This window comes from Dactylosporangium sp. CA-233914, assembly GCF_050942935.1.
Lineage (GTDB): Bacteria > Actinomycetota > Actinomycetes > Mycobacteriales > Micromonosporaceae > Dactylosporangium.
Window position 1 is genome coordinate 5,865,325 of sequence record NZ_CP192030.1, and the last position, 20,788, is coordinate 5,886,112.

The 20,788-nt window shown below is 73.6% G+C and carries 21 protein-coding genes; 13 read left to right on the top strand and 8 right to left on the bottom strand.

Features of this window, described 5'->3' with window-relative positions:
* From ACQPY0_RS25965 to ACQPY0_RS25980, 4 genes are read left to right on the top strand one after another with little or no spacing between them, the layout of a single operon-like run.
* Positions 1-2,181: a glycoside hydrolase domain-containing protein gene (locus ACQPY0_RS25965; protein ID WP_432995396.1), complete on the top strand. Its 2,181-nt coding sequence runs from the start codon at positions 1-3 to the stop codon at positions 2,179-2,181.
* Positions 2,178-3,446: a glycosyltransferase gene (locus ACQPY0_RS25970; RefSeq protein WP_432993609.1), complete on the top strand. Its 1,269-nt coding sequence runs from the start codon at positions 2,178-2,180 to the stop codon at positions 3,444-3,446. Before ACQPY0_RS25965 ends, ACQPY0_RS25970 begins: the two co-directional genes overlap by 4 nt.
* Positions 3,447-3,455: 9 nt before the next feature.
* The gene (locus tag ACQPY0_RS25975; RefSeq protein ID WP_432993611.1) at positions 3,456-4,763 is read left to right on the top strand and encodes a lanthionine synthetase LanC family protein; all 1,308 of its coding nucleotides are present in this window, start codon (positions 3,456-3,458) and stop codon (positions 4,761-4,763) included.
* A complete protein-coding gene (locus ACQPY0_RS25980) occupies positions 4,760-5,206 on the top strand; it encodes a hypothetical protein (RefSeq protein WP_432993613.1) in 447 nt (148 codons plus the stop codon). The genes ACQPY0_RS25975 and ACQPY0_RS25980 overlap by 4 nt, the downstream gene beginning before the upstream one ends.
* A 12-nt stretch (positions 5,207-5,218) precedes the next feature.
* Here the strand turns inward: ACQPY0_RS25980 and ACQPY0_RS25985 are convergent, their stop codons facing one another.
* The 4 genes from ACQPY0_RS25985 to ACQPY0_RS26000 are packed head-to-tail and all read right to left on the bottom strand — an operon-like array spanning position 5,219 to position 9,066.
* Complete coding sequence (locus ACQPY0_RS25985; protein WP_432993615.1) at positions 5,219-6,211, bottom strand: acyl-CoA dehydrogenase family protein; 993 nt, start codon at positions 6,209-6,211, stop codon at positions 5,219-5,221.
* Between the two features lie 11 nt (positions 6,212-6,222).
* Complete coding sequence (locus ACQPY0_RS25990) at positions 6,223-7,365, bottom strand: acyl-CoA dehydrogenase family protein (RefSeq protein WP_432993617.1); 1,143 nt, start codon at positions 7,363-7,365, stop codon at positions 6,223-6,225.
* Positions 7,355-8,215, bottom strand: coding sequence for an SDR family oxidoreductase (locus ACQPY0_RS25995; RefSeq protein ID WP_432993619.1), 861 nt, complete (start codon positions 8,213-8,215; stop codon positions 7,355-7,357). Before ACQPY0_RS25995 ends, ACQPY0_RS25990 begins: the two co-directional genes overlap by 11 nt.
* Positions 8,212-9,066, bottom strand: a complete 855-nt coding sequence (locus ACQPY0_RS26000) for an LLM class F420-dependent oxidoreductase (protein WP_432993621.1) — start codon at positions 9,064-9,066, stop codon at positions 8,212-8,214. The genes ACQPY0_RS25995 and ACQPY0_RS26000 overlap by 4 nt, the downstream gene beginning before the upstream one ends.
* Before the next feature lie 42 nt (positions 9,067-9,108).
* Between ACQPY0_RS26000 and ACQPY0_RS26005 the strand changes: the two genes are divergently transcribed.
* Positions 9,109-9,858: an SDR family NAD(P)-dependent oxidoreductase gene (locus ACQPY0_RS26005; RefSeq protein ID WP_432993623.1), complete on the top strand. Its 750-nt coding sequence runs from the start codon at positions 9,109-9,111 to the stop codon at positions 9,856-9,858.
* A 14-nt stretch (positions 9,859-9,872) separates the two neighbouring features.
* On the opposite strand, the gene ACQPY0_RS26010 is transcribed toward ACQPY0_RS26005, so the two are convergent.
* Together ACQPY0_RS26010 and ACQPY0_RS26015 are read right to left on the bottom strand one after the other, a co-directional pair.
* On the bottom strand, positions 9,873-10,640 hold the full coding sequence (locus ACQPY0_RS26010) for an SDR family oxidoreductase (protein ID WP_432993625.1): 768 nt from the start codon (positions 10,638-10,640) through the stop codon (positions 9,873-9,875).
* Positions 10,615-11,766, bottom strand: coding sequence for an acetyl-CoA C-acetyltransferase (locus ACQPY0_RS26015; protein ID WP_432993627.1), 1,152 nt, complete (start codon positions 11,764-11,766; stop codon positions 10,615-10,617). Before ACQPY0_RS26015 ends, ACQPY0_RS26010 begins: the two co-directional genes overlap by 26 nt.
* A gap of 46 nt (positions 11,767-11,812) precedes the next feature.
* Between ACQPY0_RS26015 and ACQPY0_RS26020 the strand changes: the two genes are divergently transcribed.
* Genes ACQPY0_RS26020 through ACQPY0_RS26035 form a run of 4 tightly spaced genes read left to right on the top strand, consistent with a single transcriptional unit; the run spans position 11,813 to position 16,056 of the window.
* The gene (locus ACQPY0_RS26020) at positions 11,813-13,318 is read left to right on the top strand and encodes a FadD3 family acyl-CoA ligase (protein ID WP_432993629.1); all 1,506 of its coding nucleotides are present in this window, start codon (positions 11,813-11,815) and stop codon (positions 13,316-13,318) included.
* Complete coding sequence (locus ACQPY0_RS26025; protein ID WP_432993631.1) at positions 13,315-13,995, top strand: SDR family NAD(P)-dependent oxidoreductase; 681 nt, start codon at positions 13,315-13,317, stop codon at positions 13,993-13,995. The genes ACQPY0_RS26020 and ACQPY0_RS26025 overlap by 4 nt, the downstream gene beginning before the upstream one ends.
* 13 nt (positions 13,996-14,008) lie before the next feature.
* Positions 14,009-15,199, top strand: a complete 1,191-nt coding sequence (locus tag ACQPY0_RS26030) for an acetyl-CoA C-acetyltransferase (protein ID WP_432993633.1) — start codon at positions 14,009-14,011, stop codon at positions 15,197-15,199.
* A complete protein-coding gene (locus ACQPY0_RS26035) occupies positions 15,196-16,056 on the top strand; it encodes an SDR family NAD(P)-dependent oxidoreductase (RefSeq protein ID WP_432993635.1) in 861 nt (286 codons plus the stop codon). The genes ACQPY0_RS26030 and ACQPY0_RS26035 overlap by 4 nt, the downstream gene beginning before the upstream one ends.
* Positions 16,057-16,237: 181 nt before the next feature.
* On the opposite strand, the gene ACQPY0_RS26040 is transcribed toward ACQPY0_RS26035, so the two are convergent.
* Entirely contained in the window at positions 16,238-16,756 is a 519-nt protein-coding gene (locus tag ACQPY0_RS26040; protein WP_432993637.1) for a hypothetical protein, read from the bottom strand.
* Positions 16,756-17,343 (bottom strand): TetR/AcrR family transcriptional regulator, encoded by a 588-nt coding sequence (locus ACQPY0_RS26045; RefSeq protein WP_432993639.1) that lies wholly within the window; start codon positions 17,341-17,343, stop codon positions 16,756-16,758. Before ACQPY0_RS26045 ends, ACQPY0_RS26040 begins: the two co-directional genes overlap by 1 nt.
* Positions 17,344-17,497: 154 nt before the next feature.
* Here ACQPY0_RS26045 and ACQPY0_RS26050 point away from each other — a divergent pair, with 154 nt between their 5' ends.
* From ACQPY0_RS26050 to ACQPY0_RS26065, 4 genes are read left to right on the top strand one after another with little or no spacing between them, the layout of a single operon-like run.
* A complete protein-coding gene (locus tag ACQPY0_RS26050) occupies positions 17,498-18,355 on the top strand; it encodes a CoA transferase subunit A (protein ID WP_432993641.1) in 858 nt (285 codons plus the stop codon).
* Positions 18,352-19,104 (top strand): CoA-transferase subunit beta, encoded by a 753-nt coding sequence (locus ACQPY0_RS26055; RefSeq protein ID WP_432993643.1) that lies wholly within the window; start codon positions 18,352-18,354, stop codon positions 19,102-19,104. The genes ACQPY0_RS26050 and ACQPY0_RS26055 overlap by 4 nt, the downstream gene beginning before the upstream one ends.
* Positions 19,101-20,156, top strand: coding sequence for an NAD(P)H-dependent flavin oxidoreductase (locus ACQPY0_RS26060; RefSeq protein ID WP_432993645.1), 1,056 nt, complete (start codon positions 19,101-19,103; stop codon positions 20,154-20,156). Before ACQPY0_RS26055 ends, ACQPY0_RS26060 begins: the two co-directional genes overlap by 4 nt.
* A complete protein-coding gene (locus ACQPY0_RS26065) occupies positions 20,156-20,788 on the top strand; it encodes a hypothetical protein (protein WP_432993647.1) in 633 nt (210 codons plus the stop codon). The genes ACQPY0_RS26060 and ACQPY0_RS26065 overlap by 1 nt, the downstream gene beginning before the upstream one ends.

Genomic DNA, 20,788 nt, shown 5'->3' on the forward strand with positions numbered 1-20,788 from the left:
CTGGCCGCCACGTGGTGGTGGCCGAAGCCCCAGGTCGGCAACACCCACCCCGGCGCCACCTCGCCGCTGGGCATGGTCTCCGCGTGCGCGTACTCCGGGGCGTATCCGACCGGCTACGGGCGATACGCGAAGAACACCGAGGGCGTGCCCGAGGAGCTCTTCGAGCGCCACCAGGCCTCCGGCTTCACGCATTTCCAGCAGTCCGGCACCGGCGCGATCCGCAAGTACTACAACTACATCCGGGTCACCCCGATGGTGCAGCAGCTCGACGCGCTCGGGGAGTCCTGGCCGCTGCACGACGAGGAGGCCGGGGCCGGATACTACGCGGCGACCCTGGACACCGGCGTGCGCTGCGAGATCACCGTCGGCGAGAAGGTCGCCGTGCACCGGTACACGTTCCCGGAGCACAGCAACGCCCGCATCGTCATCGACCTGTCGTGCGGGGGCCTGGCGATCGAGCTGGGCCGCACGGTGCCGCTGCGCGCCCACGCCGAGAGCCTCGGCCACGGCATGGTCCAGGGGACCGTGGTGATGGAGGGGGTACCGCTCTCCGTCCACGCCGAGGTCGAGAGTCGCGGCTGGCGGCAGATGCTGTGGTACGACCGCCGCCTCATCGACGGCGGCACCCGCCTGGACTTCGACAGTATCCGGCACACCACGCTGCGCCCGTTCGGCATGCTCTTCATGGGCCCGACCCGCGCCGGCCAGACCGTCGAGGTGCGGCTCGGCTTCTCGCTGCGCGGCTGCGAGCAGGCCCGGCACAACCTGGAGCGGGAGTGCGGCACCGGCGGGCCGGCGTTCGACACCGTGCGGGCCGCGACCGCCGAGCGCTGGCGCGAGCACCTGGGCCGGGTGCGGGTCGAGGGTGGCACCCCGGCGCGGCGCACGGTGTTCGCCACCGCGCTGTACCACTCCCTGATCAAGCCCTGCTTCGCCGACGACGAGAGCCCGTTCTGGCCGGCCTCCGGCCCGTTCGCGTTCGACGTGTGCACGATGTGGGACATCTACAAGACCCAGCTGCCGCTGCTGTCGGCCGTCGCCCCCGACCGGGCCGCCGACCTGCTCGAGTCGCTCATCCGGGTCTGCGAGGAGGAGGGCAACTTCCCGATCGGCTACCGCATGGCCCGCGGCGCCGACCGGTTCTTCCGGCAGGCCAGCGCCCTGGCCCACACGGTCCTCGCCGACGCCCACGCGCTGGGTCGCGCGCCGCTGGACTGGAACTGGGCACTCGTGCACATGGTCGACGACCTGCGCCGGCTCTACGGCGAGGACTTCTTCGAGCACGGCGTCGTCCACCCGATCAGCCACACCCTCGACCTCGCCTACGCCCATCATTGCACCGCCCAGGTCGCCCGGGCGCTCAACGACAAGTCCCTCGCCGACGACCTGGAGCGGCGCAGCCGGCACTGGATCAACGCCTTCGACCCGGTCACCGGGCTGCTGCGCGACTCGGAGTTCTACGAGGGCGGCAAGTGGAACTACTCGTTCCGGCTGCTGCACGACATGACCGCCCGCATCGCGCTCGGCGGCGGCGACGAGGCGTTCATCGGGCTGCTCGACCAGTTCTTCGGCTTCGGCGCGCAGCCGGTCACCCAGCCCGGGCGCCGGCCCCGGCCCGCCGAGATGCTCGCCGGGTACGCGCTGAACCGCTTCGAGGGGCTCAACAACGAGCCCGACATGGAGGCGCCGTGGGCGTACCACTACGCGGGGCGGCCCGACCGCACCGCCGAGGTCGTCCACGCCGCGCTCACCTGGCAGTTCGGCACCGGCCCGGGCGGGCTGCCCGGCAACGACGACTCGGGTGGCCTGAGCGCCTGGTACGTGTGGGCGTCGCTGGGCCTGTTCCCGGTCGCCGGGCAGAACCTGTTCCTCGTCAACGCGCCCGCCTTCGAGCGCGGTGCGATCACCGTCGATGACCGCGAGTTCGTCGTCGAGACCAGCGGCCATCGCCAGACGCCGATCGGGGCCGACGGGCTCGACGAGCACCCCGCGCCGCAATACGTGCAGTCGGTGACCCTCAACGGCCGTCCCCTGGCGGCCACGCACATCAGCGCCGCCGACGTGCACCGCGGCGGTCGCCTGCACGTGACACTCGGCCCGCGGCCGTCGCACTGGGGGAGCAGTGTCCGGCCCCCGTCCGCCTCCGATCCGTACTTCGGCTCGTCGAAGGAGACCAGGTGACGTACATCCACCGCCGCCTCGTCATCGTGGTCCGGGCGGACCCGGTCATCTGCGGGCACTCCGGCGAGGCCCGCAACCTCGCCGAGGTGGCCCTGACCCGCAGCTTCGACGACGTGCGGCTGCTGACCTGGCCGATCCCGGCGCTGCAGGCCGCGGGCCTGCCGCTCAAGCCGCTGGACCGCCTGCTGCCCTACAGCGAGGGCATCACCGTGGAGCGGCCCGAGCCGGTCGGCGACTACCGCGTGCCCGACGGACGCCACCTCGCAGGCCTCACCGGCCGCCTCGTCGAGCTGCTCATGGAGCCCGTACCGACGACGTGCCTGTCGATGTACCTCGTCCCGCACACCACGGTCGTCGCCGACGCGGTCGCCGCGGTGCGCGCCGCCGGCTTCAACCCCGACGTGCGCACCGTCGCCAAGGCCGTCGGCTCCGACGTGACCAACGTGATCCGCTCCTGCCTGCGCGACAACCGCTTCGGCGCCGCGATCGCCCTGTTCACCACGTTCCTGGGCAACGACGAGCTGGTCGCCGTCTCGGAGTACACCCGCGACGAGATCATCGCCGCCGCCGAGCAGGTCGACGCCCGCTGCGGCACCCGCTTCGCCGAGGAGTGCCGCGCCCGCGTCACCATCGGCTACCCGCCGATCGACGCATCGGCCTACCTCGAGCTCGATCCGATCCGCGTCGAGGCGGCCCTGGCCCGGCGCGGCCTCGAACGCGACGGCTACATCCTGTTCCTGTCCCGGGTGGCGCAGGCCAAGGGCATCCACGACCTGATCCGGGCGTACTCCCGGATGCGCTGCCGCCCCGCGGTGAAGCTCGTCGTCGCCGGCACCGGCCCGGCCCTGGACTCCGCGCGCGCCCTGGCCGCCGGCGACGAGCGGATCGTGTTCCTCACCGACGTCGACGACGCCGAGAAGCCGCTGCTCATGCGGGGCTGCGCGGCCTACGCGCTGCCGACCCGCCCCGAGGCCGACTTCGTCGAGACGTTCGGCATCGCCCTCGCCGAGAAGATGCTGGCCGGCGGCGGTCCGGTGATCACGACCCGGACCGGCGGCACCGGCGAGGCCGTCGGCGACACCGCGGTCATCGTCGAGCCCGGCGATGTCGAGGGCCTCGCCGCGGCCGTGGACCGGGTGGTGCTGGAGCTGGGCCCGCTCGAGCGCGCCGAGCTGGAGTCCCGGGCCCGCGCCTACGCGATGGCGTTCGAACGCACGGCGGTCTTCGACCGCCTCTTCCCGGACGCGGTCCCGTCGGTGCGATAACGTCGCTGGGTGACTTACCGGGAGCTGGGGGAGGCGGCCTGGGCCTGGGTGCTCGGGCAGGTCCGGGAACAGGACGGCCCGTGGGTGCCGGAGGTGGCCGGGGACGCTCCCGCGCCGGATCGGGACTCTTTGTACGCCGGGATCGCCGGGCTCGCGCCGGTGCTGGCCGAGATCCGGGTGTATCGCGAGCTGACCGCGGCCGAGCGGACGCTGGCCGACGGGATCGTCTCCCGGCTCGCCGCCCAGGCCGCCGCGCGCACCGAGCCGTCGCTGTTCGACGGGCTCGCCGGGGACGTGACCGCCCTGCGGCTGCTGGCGCCCGGCCGCGAGGAGGTCGCCCTGCGCCGGCTCGCCGAGCTGGCCACCCCGGCCGGCTGGGACACCACGCTCGACCTCGGTCACCAGGGCCCGCTGTCGGACGTCATCTCCGGCAGCGCCGGGATCATGCTCGCCGCCGCCTGGGCGCCGGGCGGGACCGGGCTGCTGGGGACCGGCGGTGAGGCGCTGCTCGCGGCGGCCGAGCCCGCCGAGGGTGGCCTGGACTGGCGGATGTGGCCCGGGTACCGCTCGAGCAACCCGAACTTCTCCCACGGCACGGCCGGCGTCGCCACCGCGCTCGCCCTGGCCGGGGCCGCCCTCGGCCGCGCCGACCTGCTGGACGCGGCCCGCCGCGGCGCCGAGCACCTGCTGGCGATCGCCGCGCTCGACGACGGCGGGTTCGTGCTCGAGCACACGATCCCGCGCTCGCAGCGGGAGGTCGAGCCGGTGACGTACACCTGGTGCCACGGCCCCACCGGCACGTCCCTGCTGTTCGCCGCCCTGGCCCACGCCGGCGTCGAGTCCGTCGGCGGATACTCCCCGGCGCAGCTGCGGGACCGCTGCCTGCACTCGGTGCTCACCTCGGGCGTGCCGCAGCGGCTGCGCCCCGGCTTCTGGGACAACGACGGCCGCTGCTGCGGCACCGCCGGCGTCGGCGACGCCCTGCTGGACGCCGCCCAGGACACCGGCTCGCAGCGGTACCTCGACGGCGCCCGCACGATGGCCGACGCCCTGGTCGAGCGCGCGATCCGCGACGACTCCGGCGCGCGGTGGCGGTTCATCGAGTACCGCGACGAGGAGCCGCTGCTGCCGCCGCGCACGACCTGGATGCAGGGTGCGGCCGGCATCGCCGCGTTTCTGCTGCGCCTGGCCCGCGTCGAGTCCGCCGGCGGGACGGCCCCGATCGTGGACCGCCCCGACCAGTGGTGGGCCGTCCCCGCTCGGCTGCGCCTGTTCCGGGAACCGTCACCGGCGGCCGGTGACTCTGTCTCGATGTGAGACTGCTGCCGACCGTTCTCGTGCTGTCCCTGGCCGCCTGCTCGTCACCGGCACCCACCCCGGCCCCGACCCGCACGGCATGCGGCTCCCCGGTGGACACCGGCCCGCTGCCGCAGTGGGCCCGCGGCGGCTTCAGCGGCCCGACCGACATGCCCCACGTGCTGGGCGACCGCGGCGAGATCGTGGGCGCCGTGTTCGGCTTCCCGCTCAGCGCCACCCCGCGCCCCGACCGGGCCAACAAGATCCTGTGGGTGGCCAAGGACGCGCCGCCGCCGGGAGACCTGACCATCGAGGCGCGTCTGGACGGCACCACGACGTCGCAGACCCGCCAGGTCCCGGGTGGCCCGGGTCCGTCCATCGTCGACCTGCCGGCGGCCGGCTGCTGGCACCTGACGCTGACCTGGCCGGCCCACACGGACACCATGGACCTCGTCTACAACTGACTGCCGGACCTTTTAGAGGGCGTACGCCAGCAGCGCGCGGCGCAGGGCCGCCGGGTCGCCGGCGAGCAGGTGGTTGGCGGTGGCGCGCTTGAGGTACCGGTGCGCGGAATGCTCCCAGGTGAACCCGATCCCGCCGAGCAGCTGGATCGACTCGCGGGTGACCGTCCACGCGGCCTCGGTGGCGGCCAGCTTGGCCAGCGTCGCGGCGACGGCGAACTCCTCGGTGCCGTGGACGCGCAGGGCGTAGCGGGCGGTGGACGTCGCCTGCTCCAGCGCGACGTAGAGGTCGGCGACGCGGTGGCGCAGCGCCTGGAAGGTCGCCAGCGGCACGCCGAACTGGCGGCGGGTGCGCAGGTGGTCCACAGTGGACTGCAGTGCGGCCCGGGCGACGCCGACCGACTCGGCGGCCAGCAGCGCCTGCAGCACGGCCCGGGCGTGGGCGGCGCCCGCGGGGACGGCGAGGCGGGCCGGGGTGGCGGTCAGGATCACGGTGGCCTGGCCGCGGGTCGTGTCCAGGGTCGGCACGGGCTGGACGACGGCGGCGTCGGTCGCGTACAGGTCGCCGTCGCACTCGACCAGGAACACGTCGGCGGCGGCGCCGTCCAGGACGTTGTGGACGCGGCCGTCCAGGACCGGGCCCTGCGCGGTGGGCCGGGCCTCGACGGCGCCGCCGAGGGCCAGGGTGCCGATCGACGCGCCCCCGGCCAGCGACTCGAGCAGGTCGCACGACGGTTCCAGGGCCAGGATCGCGGCCGTGGTCGACAGCAGGGGCGCGCACAGCAGGGCGGCGCCCGCCTCCTCCAGCACGATGCCGGCCTCGACCGCGGTCGCGCCGAAGCCGCCGTGCTGCTCGGCGACCGCGAGGGCGGTCAGGCCGAGCTCGCCGGTGAGGCGCTCCCAGCTGTACCCGGGGGAGGCGAAGAAGTCGCGGACGGACTCGCGCAGCGCCGCCTGCTCCGGCGTGAACTCGCCCGCGAAGCCGGTGAACGCGGTACCGATCTCCACTGTGGACACTCCTACGCTCGGGGGACGCGGCCGAGGAGACGGTCGGCGATGATGTTGCGCTGGATCTCGTTGGAGCCGCCGTAGATGGTGTCGGCGCGGGTGAACAGGAACAGGCGCTGGGCGTCGGTCAGCTCGTACGGCGCGGCCCGCGCGACCGTCGCCGCGGCCCCCTCGACCGCCATCGCCAGCTCGCCGAGGTCGCGGTGCCAGTTCGCCCACAGCAGCTTGGCGACCGACGCGGCGGCCGGGTCGGGTTCGGTCGCGCTCAGCGTCCGCAGCGCGTGGTGGCGCAGGCCCTGCAGCCCCGCCCACGCGGCCGCGATCCGGTCGGCGACGAGCGGGTCGTGCAGCGCGCCGGTGGCCCGTGCCCGCTCCACGATGGACGCCAGCTCCCGGGCGAAGCCGAGCTGCTGGCCCAGCGTCGCCACGCCCCGCTCGAAGGCGAGGGTGCTGGTGGCCACCCGCCAGCCGTCGCCGGGTGCGCCGACGACGAGGTCGGCGTCCGTGGTCGCGCCGTCGAAGAACACCTCGTTGAACTCCGAGGTGCCGGTCAGCTGCACGATCGGGCGGACCTCGACGCCGGGCTGGTCCATCGGTACCAGCAGGTAGGACAGGCCGGCCTTGCGCACGCCGTCGCCGGTGCGGGCCAGCACGAAGCACCAGTCGGCGATGTGCGCCAGCGACGTCCACACCTTCTGGCCGGTGACGTGCCAGCGGCCGTCCTGCAGGGCCGCACGCGTCTGGACGCCGGCGAGGTCGGAGCCGGCCTCCGGCTCGGAGTACCCCTGGCACCACAGCTGCTCGGCCCGCGCGATCGGCGGCAGGAACCGGGCCTTCTGCTCCTCGGTGCCGTGCGCGATGAGCGTCGGGGCGAGCAGGTACTCGCCGATGTGGCTCAGCCGCCCGGGGCCGCCGGCGCGGGCGTACTCCTCGAAGAACACGACCTGCTCGGCGATGGAGGCACCGCGACCGTACGGACGCGGCCACCCCAGCCCGATCCAGCCCCCGGCGCCGAGCTCGCGCTCCCACCTTGCCCGCAGCTCGAGGTGCTCGTGCTCGCGGCCGGGCCCGCCGCTGCCGACCAGCGGCGCGAACTCGCCGGTGAGGTGCTCGGCGAGCCAGGCCCGCACCTCGTCGCGGAACTCACGCTCCATACACGGCCGCCGGGGCAGGCGCGCGGGAGAGCAGGTCGCGCACGACCGGCCCGAGCTCGTTCGGGTCCCAACGGCGGCCGGCGTCCGTCGCCGGGCCGTGCTGCCAGCCGTCGGCGACGCTCACGGTGCCGCCGGAGACCTCGAAGACGCGGCCGGTGACGAACCCGGCGTCGGCGGAGGCGAGCCACACCACCAGCGGCGAGACGTTCCCGGGGGCCATCGCGTCGAAGCCTTGCTCGGGGGCGCGCATCGCGTCGGCGAAGACCTCCTCGGTCATCGGGGTGCGGGCGCTGGGCGCGATCGCGTTGACGGTGATGCCGTACCGCCGCAGCTCCACCGCCGCCACCTGCGTCACGGCGGCCACGGCGGCCTTCGCGGCGCTGTAGCTGACCTGCCCGGCGCTGCCCATGAGCCCGGCGCCCGACGTGGTGTTGACGATCCGCGCCGCGACCGGGGTTCCGGCCTTGGCCAGGGACTTCCAGTACGCGGACGCGTGCCGCAGCGGGGCGAAGTGCCCCTTGAGGTTGACCCGGATGACCGAGTCCCACTCGTCCTCGGTGACGTTGGTCGTCATCCGGTCGCGGGCCAGCCCGGCGTTGTTGACCAGCGCGTCGAGGCGCCCGGTCGCGTCCACCGCCCGCTGGACGAGGGCGGCGGCGAACTCCCAGTCGGCGACGTCGCCCGGCGCGGTGGTCACCTTGCCGCCCGCGGCCGCGCACTCGGCGGCGACGCCCTCGAGGCGGTCCGCGCCGAGGTCGTTGAGCACGACGTGGTGCCCGGTCGCGGCGAACGCGAGCGCGTGCGCGCGGCCGAGCCCCTGCCCGGCGCCGGTGATGATGACCGTCCTCATGCCCCGAGAACCTCCCGCTGGTAGCGACGCACCCTGTCCCGTACCCCGACCAGATCGTTCGGGTCCGCACGAATAACCACCCGGGCCACGCCGAGCGCGCGCAGCCGCTCGACCTCGCCGCGATCTCCGGGCGCCCGGGCGGTGACCTCGACCGCGTCCGGGCCGCGCCCGGCGGCCTCGCACTCGCGCCGCAGCGCGTCCCGCAGCCGGGCGAACCCCTCGCCGCGTACGCCGAGCGGGTACCACCCGTCGCCGTAGCGCGCCGCCCGCCGTACCGCCGCCAGGCTGTGCCCGCCCACGACGATCGGCACCGTGCCGCGGGTCGGCCGGGGCCGGCAGTGCACGGGCCCGAACTTCACGAACCGCCCGTCGTACCGCGCCGGCGCCTGCGTCCACAGCGCGCGCATGGCCGCCAGGTACTCGTCGGCGCGCGCCCCACGCTCGGCGAAGGGCACCCCGAGCGCGTCGTACTCCTCGCGCAGCCACCCGACCCCGATGCCGGCCAGCAGCCGCCCGCCGCTGAGCACGTCCACGGTCGCCAGGCGCTTGGCCAGGTCGACCGGGTTGTGCTCGGGCAGGATGAGCATCGCGGTGCCGAGCCTGAGTGTGCTGGTGTGGGCGGCGGCGAACGTGAGCCAGTGCAGCGGGTCCGGGATGTCGTCGTGCCCGCGCAGGGGCATCCGGCCGCTGGGGTCGTACGGGTACGAACTGTCGTAGGCGTCCGGCACGATCACGTGCTCCACGGCCCACACCGACTCGCAGCCGAGCTCCTCCAGCAGCCGCACGAACCGCGCGACGGTGGCGGGATCGGCACCGCCGCCGGACGGCATGACCCCGAGTTTCAGCTCCACGGCGGGTACTCTACCAAACGCTTGCTTGGTAACGTACCCGCCATGCAGCAGGATTTCGCCGCCCGCACCGGCGTCGCGGTCGTCACCGGCGCCACCGGCGGCATCGGCGCCGCCGTCGCCCGCATGCTCGCCGCGCGCGGCAGTGCCGTGGTGCTCGCCTACCGCTCCGACGCGACGGCCGCCGCGGCCCTGGCGGCCGAACTGCCCCGCGCGACCGCGATCCGCGCGGACCTGACCGACCCGCAGGCGTGCGCCGCGCTGATCGACGCCGCGGGCGAGGTGCACACGCTCGTGCACGCGGCCGGCCCCCACGTGCCGATGATCCACCTGAGCCGGGTCTCCCCGTCGCACTTCGGCGAACAGATCGCCCAGGACGTCCTCGCGAGCTTCAACATCGTGCACGCCGCCCTGCCGGCGCTGCGCGCCAGCCGCGGCAGCCTCGTCGCGGTGACGACCGCGGCGACGAAACGCTTCCCGGTGCGCGACGGCCTGTCAGCGGTACCGAAGGGAGCGGTCGAATCCCTCGTGCGCGGCATCGCCGCCGAGGAGGGCCGCTTCGGCGTCCGAGCCAACTGCGTCGGCCCCGGCATGCTCACCGACGGCATGGCGACCCGCCTGATGGAGAACGGCGACCTGAACGAACACGCCTTGGCGGTGACCCGAGCCAACATCCCACTGCGCACGTTCGGCACCGCCACGGACATAGCCGAGGCGGTCTGCTTCCTGGCCAGCGACCGAGCCCGCTTCATCACGGGCCAGAAATTGGACGTCGACGGCGGCTACGGCACCTGAGCCGGCCGTTCGTGCTACTCCTTGGGCTTTGACACGTCGGAGTAGCGGGGGAGCTGGCCGCCGCCGTCGACGAGCAGGGACGTGCCCGTGACGTAGCCGGCCAGGGGCGAGGCGAGCAGGAGCACGGCGTCGGCGACGTCGTCGGGGGTGGCCATGCGGCCCAGCGGTACCGTTGCCGCCACCGCTGCCAGGGCCGCCTCGTCGCCGTAGTGGGCCGCGTTGTCGTCCGTGCGCACGACGCCGGCCGTCACCGTGTTCACGCGGACCCGCGGGGCCCACTCCAGGGCCAGCGCCCGGGTGAGGACCTCCAGCCCGCCCTTGGCCGCCGCGTAGGCCGCGGTGCCCGGCGCCGGGCGCAGGGCCGACACGCTGCCGATGTTCACGATCAGGCCGCCCGTGTCCTGGCCCTGCATCACCGCGTTGGCGGCCTGCGCGACGAAGAACGGCGCGAGCAGGTTGAGCCGGACGATCGCGGTGACCAGGTTCGGCGGCGCGGTGGCGGCCGGCGCGGGCGGGCCGCCACCGGCGTTGTTCACCACCAGATCGAGGCGCCCGAACGCCTCGACGGCCGCCGTGACCAGGGTCGATGCCTCGTCGGGATCGCGGACGTCGGCGCGGCGGAACGCGACCCCGGCGGGCAGGTCGCCGGGGTCCTTGCGGCCGCAGGTCAGCACGCGATACCCGGCGCCGGCCAGGCGGGCGGCGATGGTGCGCCCGATGCCGCGGGTGCCGCCGGTGACGAGCGCGGCGGGAGCGTCAGAGACGTTCGATGATGGTGACATTCGCCGTTCCCCCGCCCTCGCACATCGTCTGCAGACCGTAGCGCGCGCCCCGGGCCTCCAGCTCGTGCAGCAGCGTCGTCATCAGCCGGGCGCCGGTCGCGCCCAGCGGGTGGCCGAGCGCCACCGCGCCGCCGAGGGGGTTGACGCGGTCCAGGTCGGCGCCCGTCTCGTGCTGCCAGGCGAGCACCACCGGTACGAATGCCTCGTTGATCTCCACGAGATCGATGTCGTCCATGGTGAGGCCCGCCTTGCGCAGGGCGTGGGCGGTCGCCGGGATCGGGCCCGTGAGCATGAACACGGGATCGTCGGCCAGGACACTCAGGTGGTCGATGCGGGCGCGCGGGCGCAGGCCGTGCTCGCGCACCGCCCGCTCGGAGGCGACCAGCAGCGCCGCCGCGCCGTCGGAGATCTGGCTGGCCAGGGCCGCGGTCACCACGCCGCCGGGCTTGAGGGTCGGCAGGCCGGCCATCTTCTCCAGGGTCGTGTCGCGGCGCGGGCCCTCGTCCACCGCGACGCCGGCGATCGGCTCGATCTCGCGTGCGAAGCGGCCGGAGTCGATCGCCGCCAAAGCGCGCCGATGGCTCTGCAAGGCGTACGCCTCCATCTCCTCGCGCGTCAGCGCCCACTCGGCGGCGATCAGCTCGGCCGCCCGGAACTGGCTGATCTCCTGGGTGCCGTAGCGCGCGTGCCAGCCGGCCGAGCCGCGGAACGGGTCGTCGAAGCCGTACTGCTGCCCGGCCAGCATCGCCGCCGAGATCGGGATCGCGCTCATGTTCTGCACACCGCCGGCCACGACCAGGTCCGCGGTGCCGGACATGACCGCCTGCGCGGCGAAGTGCACCGCCTGCTGCGAGGAGCCGCACTGCCGGTCGACCGTGACGCCCGGCACGTGCTCGGGCAGGCCGGCCGCGAGCCAGCTGGTGCGCGCGATGTTGCCGGCCTGCGGGCCGAGCGCGTCGACGCAGCCGAAGATCACGTCGTCGACCGCTGCCGGGTCGACGCCGCTGCGCTTGACCAGCGCGGTGAGCACGTGCGCGCCGAGGTCGGCCGGGTGGATGGCCGACAGGGCGCCGCCCCGCCGACCTACCGGCGTGCGAACCGCCTCGACCAGATAAGCCTCCGTCATGCCCAGGACCTTACCAAGCGAGCGCTTGGTTGGTAAGGTGCCATCCATGGAACCGTTGGACGCCCGCACGATCCCCGACCTGGTTCGGGCCGGCGCCGCGCACCACCGCGACCGGGAGGCGGTCGTCGACGGCGACGTACGGCTGACCTACACCGACCTCGCCGCCGAGGTCGCCCGGTTCGCCGAGGCGCTCGCCGCCCGCGGCGTCGTCAAGGGCGACCGGGTGGCGCTGTGGGCGCCGAACGGCTGGCGGTGGATCGTCGCCGCTCTCGGCATCGTCTCAGCCGGCGGGGTGCTCGTGCCGCTGAACACGCGGTTCAAGGGGCCCGAGGCCGCGTACATCCTGGCCCGCAGCGGCGCCCGGCTGCTGCTCGTCGACGACGGCTTCCTCGGCAACCGCTACGTCGACTCGCTCGCCGCGGCCGCCGCCGAGACGCCCACCCCGGCGCTGGAGCAGATCGTCACCTTCGCCGAGTGGGACGCCTTCCTCGCCGTCCGGCAGCCCGTGGACGCGGTGGTGGACCCCGACGACCTCGCCGACCTCTTCTTCACCAGCGGCACCACCGGGCGGCCCAAGGGCGCGATGCTCACGCACCGGCAGACCACGCGGCTGTACGTCGCCTGGAGCGAGCTCGCCGACCTGCGCGCGGGCGACCGCTACCTGCTGGTGAACCCCTGCTTCCACACCTTCGGCTACAAGGCCGGCGTCATCGCCTGCCTGCTGCGGGGCGCGACGATCGTGCCGCAGGCCGTCCTCGACGTGCCGGCGACCCTGGATCTCGTCCAGCGTGAGCGCATCACGGTCCTGCCGGGCCCCCCGACGCTGTACACCTCGATGCTCGACCATCCCCAGCGCGGCGCCTACGACCTGTCGAGCCTGCGGGTCGCCGTCACCGGCGCGACGACCGTGCCGGTGGTGATGATCGAGCGGCTGCGGGCCGAGCTGAAGCTGGACACCGTGATCACCGCGTACGGTCTCACCGAGACGTGCGGGACGGCCACCATGTGCCGGCCCGACGACGACCCCGAGACGATCTCGACCACCTGCGGCGCACCGGTCACCGGCGTCGAGGTCCGCGTCGACGAGGTCTCCGGCGAGGTGCTGGTCCGCGGTTACAACGTGATGCGGGGGTACTTCGAGGACCCCGCCGCGACGGCCGACGCCATCGACCCCGAGGGCTGGCTGCACACCGGCGACGTCGGCGTGCTCGACGAGCGCGGATACCTGCGCATCACCGACCGGCTCAAGGACGTGTTCATCGTCGGCGGCTTCAACGCCTACCCCGCCGAGATCGAGCAGGTCATCGCCCGGCACCCGGCGGTCGCGGAGGTCGCCGTCATCGGCGTGCCCGACGCCCGGCTCGGCGAGGTCGCGCGCGCGTTCGTGGTGGCCCGCCCCGGGCCGCCGCCGCAACCCGAGGAGCTGGCCGCGTACTGCCGCGAGTGGCTCGCCAACTACAAGCTGCCGCGGTCGTTCGTCCTGGTGCCGGCCCTGCCGCGCAACGCCGGCGGCAAGGTGCTCAAGACGAGGCTGCGCGAGGAGGCCCGGTGACGCTCGGATTCTCAACAGGGGACACGGTCGTGGTGACCGGCGGCGCGAGCGGTATCGGCGCCGCGACCGCCGCGCTGGCCGCCGGGGCCGGGTTGCGCGTGGTGGTCTGGGACATCGCGCCGGTCGACGGCGGGTCCATCGTGGACGTTTACGACCGGGCCGCCGTCGAGGCCGCGTTCGCCGCGGCCGGGCCGGTGCGCTACCTCGTCAACAATGCCGGACCCGCCAGTGGGGGCCCGCCGCTGCCGTTCACCGACGGGCTCACGTTCACCGCCGGCAGCGTCGAGCTGGTCACGTCCGCGTGGCTTTCCACCGGCCCGCCCGAGGGCGCGGCGGTCGTCAACGTCGCCTCGGTCGCCGGGAACCTCGTCGGCACCGACTCGCCGTGGTACTCGGCGGGGAAGGCGGCGATCGCGGGGTACACCAGACATCTGGCGACCCGCGCGGCCCCGCACGTGCGCGCGAACGCCGTCGCCCCCGGCTTCATCGAGACCCCACGGATGGCCGGCTTCGCCGGCACCCCGCTCGGACAGTCGCTCATCGAGCGTAACCCCATGGGCCGCGCGGGCCGCCCGGCCGACGTCGCCGCCGCCATCCTCTTCCTGCTCTCACCCGCCGCCGCGTACGTCAACGGCGTCCTGCTGCCCGTCGACGGCGGCTGGACCGTCGCCCAGTGAAAGGGGATCCACATTGGACGCCGTGATCGTCTCCGCCGTCCGCTCGCCGATCGGCCGCGCCTACAAGGGCTCCCTGACCGGCGTGCGCGCCGACGACCTCGCCGCGCAGATCGTCGCCAAGGCCCTCGCGAAGGTGCCGGCGCTCGACCCGGCGACGCTCGACGACCTCATCATGGGCTGTGCGCAGCCGGCCGGCGAGCAGGGGTACAACCTGGGCCGCCAGGTCGCCATGCACCTCGGGTTCGACATGGTTCCCGGCACCACCGTCAACCGGTACTGCGCCTCGTCGCTGCAGGCGATCCGGATGGCCTTCCACGCCATCAAGGCGGGGGAGGGGCACGCGTTCGTCGCGGCCGGGGCCGAGGTCGTCTCGCACTACCCCGCCGGCAAGGCCGACGGCATGCCCGGCACCCGCAACCCCCGCTGGCCGGAGCGCGGATCCACGCTGCCGTGGAGCGATCCGCGCGAGAGCGGGGAGCTGCCGGACGTGTACATCGCGATGGGCGACACCGCCGAGAACGTCGCCTCGCTGTGCGGCATCACCCGCCACGAGCAGGACGAGTTCGGCGTGCGCAGCCAGAACAACGCCGAGAAGGCCCAGGCCGACGGCTTCTGGGACCTCGACATCACGCCCGTCACGCTGCCCGGCGGCACCGAGCTCGCCCGCGACGACGGCCCCCGCGCGGGCGTGACACTGGCGAAGGTCAGCACCCTGCAGCCCGTCTTCCGCCCCGACGGCACCGTCACCGCCGGCAACTGCTGCCCGCTCAACGACGGCGCGGCGGCCCTGGTCGTCATGAGCGCGAGCCGCGCCAGCGAGCTCGGCCTCACCCCGCTCGCGCGGATCGTGGCCACCGGCGTGTCGGCCCTGAGCCCCGAGATCATGGGGCTGGGCCCGGTCGAGGCGACCCGCCGCGCGCTGGCCAACGCCGGGATGTCCATCTCGGACATCGACCTGATCGAGATCAACGAGGCGTTCGCCGCGCAGGTGATTCCGTCGTACCGCATGATGGGCGCCGACCCGGAGAAGGTCAACGTCCACGGTGGAGCGATCGCCGTCGGCCACCCGTTCGGGATGACCGGCGCCCGGATCGCCACGACCCTGCTCAACGGGTTGTCCTTCCGCGACAAGCAGTTCGGCCTGGAGACCATGTGCACGGCGGGCGGCCAGGGCATGGCGCTGATCCTCGAGCGTCTGTCGTGAGTGGACACCTGTCCGGCAAGGCCGTCGTCGTCACCGGGGCCGGGCGCGGCCTCGGCGCCGCCTATGCCCGCCTCGCCGCCGCCGAGGGCGCGTCGGTCATCGTCAACGACGTCGACCCGGCCTCGGCCGCGGCCGTGGTCACCGAGATCCGCGCCGCCGGCGGCCGGGCCGAGGCCGCGGCCGGCTCGGTCGCGACCTGGGCGGGCGCCGGCGCCATCATCGACGCCTGCGTGGCGGCCTTCGGCGCGATCGACGGCCTGGTCAACAACGCCGGCATCTTCCGCCTGGCCAACCCGGTCGAGCAGGACCCGGACGAGTTCCGCGCGGTCGTGGAGGTAAATGTCCTCGGCAGTGCGTACTGCGGCCTGCACGCCATCCGCGCCATGCTCCCGCGCGGCACCGGCTCGATCGTGAACGTGACGTCGGGCTCGCACGCGGGCTCGGCGGCCATGGGCGCGTACGGCGCGAGCAAGGGCGCGGTGGCGTCGCTCACGTACTGCTGGGCGGCGGACCTGGCCGGCAGCGGCGTGCGGGTCAACGCGGTGTCCCCGAACGCGCACACCGCGATGGCGGACACGTACGAGGCGTACCTGGGCGCGGCGGCCCAGGGCCAGAACGTCAACAAGTCCCCGGCCCAGAACGCCCCGGCGGTGGTGTACCTGCTGTCGGACGCCGCCGCGGACCTGCACGGCCAGGTGGTCCGCATCGACGGCGACGAGCTTTCACTGATCGCCCACCCCACGGTCCAGGGCCACGGCGCCCTGAACCCGGCCTGGACGGTCTCGGCGGTGGCCGCGGCCTTCGCGGCGGACGCGGTGGGCGTCCTGAGCGAGGTCGGCCTGCACCGAACCCCCTGACTCGCATCGACCCGACTTGCGGCAGATTGCGTGACGGGATCCTCGATGGGCGGGGCGGTCGCGCAGCGGGTCACGATCGAACACCCCGGCCGGGTCGCGTCCCTGACCACGCTGTGTCCGGGTTTCGGCATGTTGCGGCGCCGCCTTGCGGTCCGAACACGAGCTTGTGCGGAGGGACCGATCACCGTGCGCGGGGCGGAAGGCGACGCGCGGAAGGTGCAACTCGCGCGGCGGCGCGCAGGTCGGCGTTGAGGTGGGAGCGGTGCGGCCGGCGGGTGCGGAACAGGCGGCGCAGGTCCGCGCGGGTGTCGTGCATCAGTTGGACGTGGAAATAGTTCACGTATTCCAGGGCGGCAAATGCCCAGAACGCCAAACCCGGGATACTCTCCGCGGCCGGATTCCGGATTGCCTCGGCCGTGATAATCGCCAGGCCCGCCGTCAAGGCGACCGGATTGAGGCGCGCCAGAACGCGGAAAACGCCCATTCCCGCCGGGCGGCGGTGGCGCAGGGTCAGCTGGCGATGCTTCAGGGTCCAGTAGGCCGCGCCCTCGACCAGGAGCAGGGCGACCAGGCCCAGCCCCAGGACGTTCGCGAGGGTCCGGGGCGTGGGCAGGGCGATGAAGAACACCCATCCCAGCAGCGGCGCGTTGAGGAGTTCCAGGACTGCCAGGTTGCGGGTCCGGGCGCGTGTCGAGCGCATCAGCGGCGGGACAGGCCCTCCAGGAACAGCGAGGTGCAGTCCTCCGCCAGGCGGGTGATCGGGTACGCGGTCGTCGGCTTGAACCAGCGCACCGACAGCCATACGGCGTCACGCATCAGGCGGTACAGAATCTTGGGGTCCAGGTCCGAGCGGATCACGCCCTGGGCGATGCCCGCCTCGATGACCTGCAGCCACGCCGCCTGCACCTCCTTGCCGGCGTTGCGCAGGTAGCCAAAGCGCTCGATCTGCGTCAGGTAGTTGACGTCGTTCTGGTAGATCTCGGTGGCATGCGGGTGCGCCTCGACCACCTCGAGGGAGGCCACGATCAGGTCGTGCAGGCGGGTCCGGGGGTCGGTGTCGGCCGCCAGGACGCGCTTGTAGCGGGTCCGCAGGTCCTCGAGGTAGGAGGTCACGATCTCGTCGACCATGGCCTCTTTCGACTCGAAGTGGTGGTACAGGCTGCCGGAGAGGATGCCGACCTCGTCGGCGATCTCACGCACCGTGGTCGCCGCCACGCCCTTGTTGGCGAACAGCGCCGCGGCGCTGGCGAGAATCCGCTCGCGCCGTTCCCCAGACTCCCGCGCCATCCCGTCGTCCTTTACAGAGAAGGAGATATATCCCACCGAACCAAGCAGGGAGTGTACCGACCCCGCCACAAAACGAGTGTAGCGTAATCAAGCAAGCGCTTGGTACGGTCGGGGGGCAAGTCAGCCTGTGGGAGTAAGGCGGCCAAATACAGCGATGGCGAACAAACAGATGTCCCCAGACGAGGTCGTGGCGGAGTTACGCTCCGGCATGACCATCGGGATCGGCGGCTGGGGGTCGCGGCGCAAGCCGATGGCCCTGGTCCGGGCGATCCTGCGCTCCGAGGTCACCGACCTCACCGTCGTGACCTACGGCGGGCCCGACGTCGGCCTCCTGCTGGCCGCGAAGAAGGTCAAGCACCTGATCTACGGGTTCGTGTCGCTCGACTCGATCCCGCTGGAGCCGCACTTCCGCGCGGCCCGGCAGGCGGGCGCGGTCGAGGTGACCGAGTACGACGAGGGCATGCTGAGGTGGGGGCTCTACGCCGCCACCTGCCGGCTGCCCTTCCTGCCCAGCCGCGTCGGGCTCGGCTCCGACGTGCTCACCGTCAACCCGGCGCTGCGGATGGTCGCCTCGCCGTACGGCGACGAGGAACTCGTCGCGATGCCCGCCGTGCACCTCGACGCGGCCCTGGTGCACCTCAACCGGGCCGACGTGCACGGCAACGCGCAGTACCTCGGCCGGGACCCGTACTTCGACGACCTGTTCTGCACGGCCGCGCAGCGCGCGTACGTCTCCGTCGAGCGGATCGTCCCCACGGCCGAGCTGACCCGGGACGCGCCCGTGCAGAGTCTGCTGCTGCAGCGCTGGATGGTCCACGGCGTGGTCGAGGCCCCCGGCGGTGCGCACTTCACCTCCTGTGAGCCGGACTACGGCCGCGACGAGGCGTTCCAGCGCGAATACGCGGAGGCTGCCGCCGACCCCGAGCGGTGGCAGCACTTCTACGAGCGATACCTCGAAGGCGACGAGGCCACCTACCAGGCCGCTGTGAACACCAGGAGCGTGGCGGCATGAGCGAGGTCACACGGGCCGAGATCTGCGCGGTCGCGTGCGCGGAGGCGTGGCGGGGCGACGGGGAGATCCTGGCCAGCCCGACCGGCGTGGTGCCGAGCATCGCCGCCCGGCTCGCGCGGGCCACGTTCGCCCCGGACCTGCTGCTGTCCGACGGTGAGGCGATGCTCGCCGGGGGCACCTGGGCGATCGGCGAGGCGCCGCCCGAGGTCGAGGGCTGGCTCCCGTTCCGGGCCGTGTTCGACCTGCTCTACGGCGGTCACCGGCATGTGATGATGATGCCGAGCCAGATCGACCGCTACGGCAACGCCAACATTTCGGCGATCGGCGACTTCACGCGCCCGACCCGCCAGTTGCTCGGCGTGCGCGGCGCGCCCGGCAACACCGTGAGCCACCCGACGAGCTACTGGGTGCCGCGGCACGGCAAGCGCTCGTTCGTCGCCGCGGTCGACATGGTCAGCGGGGTCGGCTACGACCGGGCGGCCGCGCATCCGGCGGCGGGGCGGTTCCACGAGCTGCGCCGGGTCGTGAGCAACCTCGGGGTGTTCGACTTCGCCACCGAGGACCACCGCATGCGGCTGGCCTCCGTGCATCCGGGCGTCACGGTGGCCGAGGTGCTGGACGCGACCGCTTTCGATTTGGTCGTACCGGACGACGTCCCCGAGACCCGCCTGCCCACCGACGCCGAGCTGACCCTGATCCGCGAGGTGATCGACCCGGCCGGCGCCCGGGCCCGGGAGGTGGCCGGGTGAGTGCTGCGGCGCTGCGCACGCCGATCTGCGAGCTGTTCGGGGTCCGCTACCCGATCGTGCAGACCGGCATGGGCTGGGTCTCCGACGCTCGCCTCACCGCCGCCACCGCCAACGCCGGGGGCCTGGGCATCCTGGCCAGCGCCACGCTGTCGTACGACGAGCTGGCCACCGCGATCGCCGACGTGCACGCCCGCACCGACCAGCCTTTCGGGGTCAACCTGCGCGCCGACGCCCCCGACGCCGGGCGCCGCGCGGAGCTGTTGATCCGGGAGGGGGTACGGGTGGCGTCCTTCGCCCTGGCCCCCAAGCCGGAGCTGATCGACAAGCTGAAGTCGGCCGGGGTGGTGGTCGTGCCGTCCGTCGGGGCGCGCCGGCACGCCGAGAAGGTCGCGGCGTGGGGCGCCGACGCCGTGGTGGTGCAGGGCGGCGAGGGCGGCGGGCACACCGGCCCGGTGCCGATCTCGCTGCTGCTGCCCCAGGTCGTCGACGCGGTGGACATCCCGGTCGTGGCGGCCGGCGGCTACCACGACGGCCGCGGTCTCGTCGCCGCGCTCGCCTACGGGGCGGCCGGGATCGCGATGGGCACCCGGTTCCTGCTCACCACCGACAGCCCGATCGCCGAGGACGTCAAGCGCCGCTACCTGGCCGCCACGGTCAACGACACCGTCGTCACCGACGCGCTGGACGGCGTGCCGCAGCGGGTGCTGCGCACGCCGTTCGTCGACAGCCTCGCGAAGCCGAGCGTCCCCGGGCGCCGGCTCGCCCGCGCCTTCGGCAGCGCCCGGGCGTTTCGCAAGCTGTCCGGTCGCTCGTGGCTGTCGCTGCTGCGGGAGGGGCGGGCGATGCGCGGGCACGGCCTGCGCTACGACCAGGTGCTGCTCGCCGCCAACACCCCGATGCTCATCCGCAACGCGATGGTCGACGGCCGGCCCGACGCCGGGGTGATGGCCAGCGGCCAGGTCGCCGGCCTCATCGAGGACCTGCCCAGCTGCGCCGAGCTGATCGAGCGCATCATGGCCGAGGCCGAGGCCGCGTTGAAAAGGCTTTCCTGATGCCCTCGTACTCCATCGAGGGCGTCATCCCCGTCGTGCACCCCGAGGCGTACGTGCACCCGACGGCCGTGCTCATCGGCGACGTCCACGTCGGCGCCGGGTGTTACGTCGGCCCCCTGGCGAGCCTGCGCGGCGACTTCGGCCGGATCGTCATGCTCGACGGCTCCAACCTGCAGGACTCCTGCGTGTTCCACACGTTTCCCGGCACCGAGGCGGTGCTGGGCCGCGCCGGCCACGTCGGGCACGGCGCGGTGCTGCACGGCTGCCGCGTCGGCGACGGGGTGCTCGTCGGCATGAACGCGGTCGTCATGGATGGCGCCGACATCGGCGAGGAGGCGTTCGTCGGCGCGCACGCGTTCGTCAAGGCCGGTTTCGTGGTCCCGCCACGCACGCTCGCCTCCGGGTCGCCGGCCCGCGTCGTGCGCGACCTGACCGCGCAGGAACTCGCCTGGAAGGCCAACGGCACGCGGGTGTACCAGGAGCTGGCCGCCCGCAGCCGCGCGAGCCTGCGCGAGGTCGAGCCGCTGCCCGCGCCCGAGCCGGACCGGCCGACGCTGTCCACCGACGCCTCCACGTCGGTACCGCTGGGCGAGGCCCGGGCCAGTGAACCAAACAAGCGCTTGGTAGAGTGA

Coding starts and splice junctions, on each gene's coding strand:
- ACQPY0_RS26045 (WP_432993639.1), bottom strand. CDS start 17,343: ATGGCGCGGGAGTCTGGGGAACGGCGCGAGCGGATTCTCGCCAGCGCC.
- ACQPY0_RS25995 (WP_432993619.1), bottom strand. CDS start 8,215: ATGAGGACGGTCATCATCACCGGCGCCGGGCAGGGGCTCGGCCGCGCG.
- ACQPY0_RS25990 (WP_432993617.1), bottom strand. CDS start 7,365: ATGGAGCGTGAGTTCCGCGACGAGGTGCGGGCCTGGCTCGCCGAGCAC.
- ACQPY0_RS26055 (WP_432993643.1), top strand. CDS start 18,352: ATGAGCGAGGTCACACGGGCCGAGATCTGCGCGGTCGCGTGCGCGGAG.
- ACQPY0_RS26065 (WP_432993647.1), top strand. CDS start 20,156: ATGCCCTCGTACTCCATCGAGGGCGTCATCCCCGTCGTGCACCCCGAG.
- ACQPY0_RS26010 (WP_432993625.1), bottom strand. CDS start 10,640: ATGTCACCATCATCGAACGTCTCTGACGCTCCCGCCGCGCTCGTCACC.
- ACQPY0_RS26020 (WP_432993629.1), top strand. CDS start 11,813: ATGGAACCGTTGGACGCCCGCACGATCCCCGACCTGGTTCGGGCCGGC.
- ACQPY0_RS26040 (WP_432993637.1), bottom strand. CDS start 16,756: ATGCGCTCGACACGCGCCCGGACCCGCAACCTGGCAGTCCTGGAACTC.
- ACQPY0_RS26050 (WP_432993641.1), top strand. CDS start 17,498: ATGGCGAACAAACAGATGTCCCCAGACGAGGTCGTGGCGGAGTTACGC.
- ACQPY0_RS26015 (WP_432993627.1), bottom strand. CDS start 11,766: ATGACGGAGGCTTATCTGGTCGAGGCGGTTCGCACGCCGGTAGGTCGG.
- ACQPY0_RS26005 (WP_432993623.1), top strand. CDS start 9,109: ATGCAGCAGGATTTCGCCGCCCGCACCGGCGTCGCGGTCGTCACCGGC.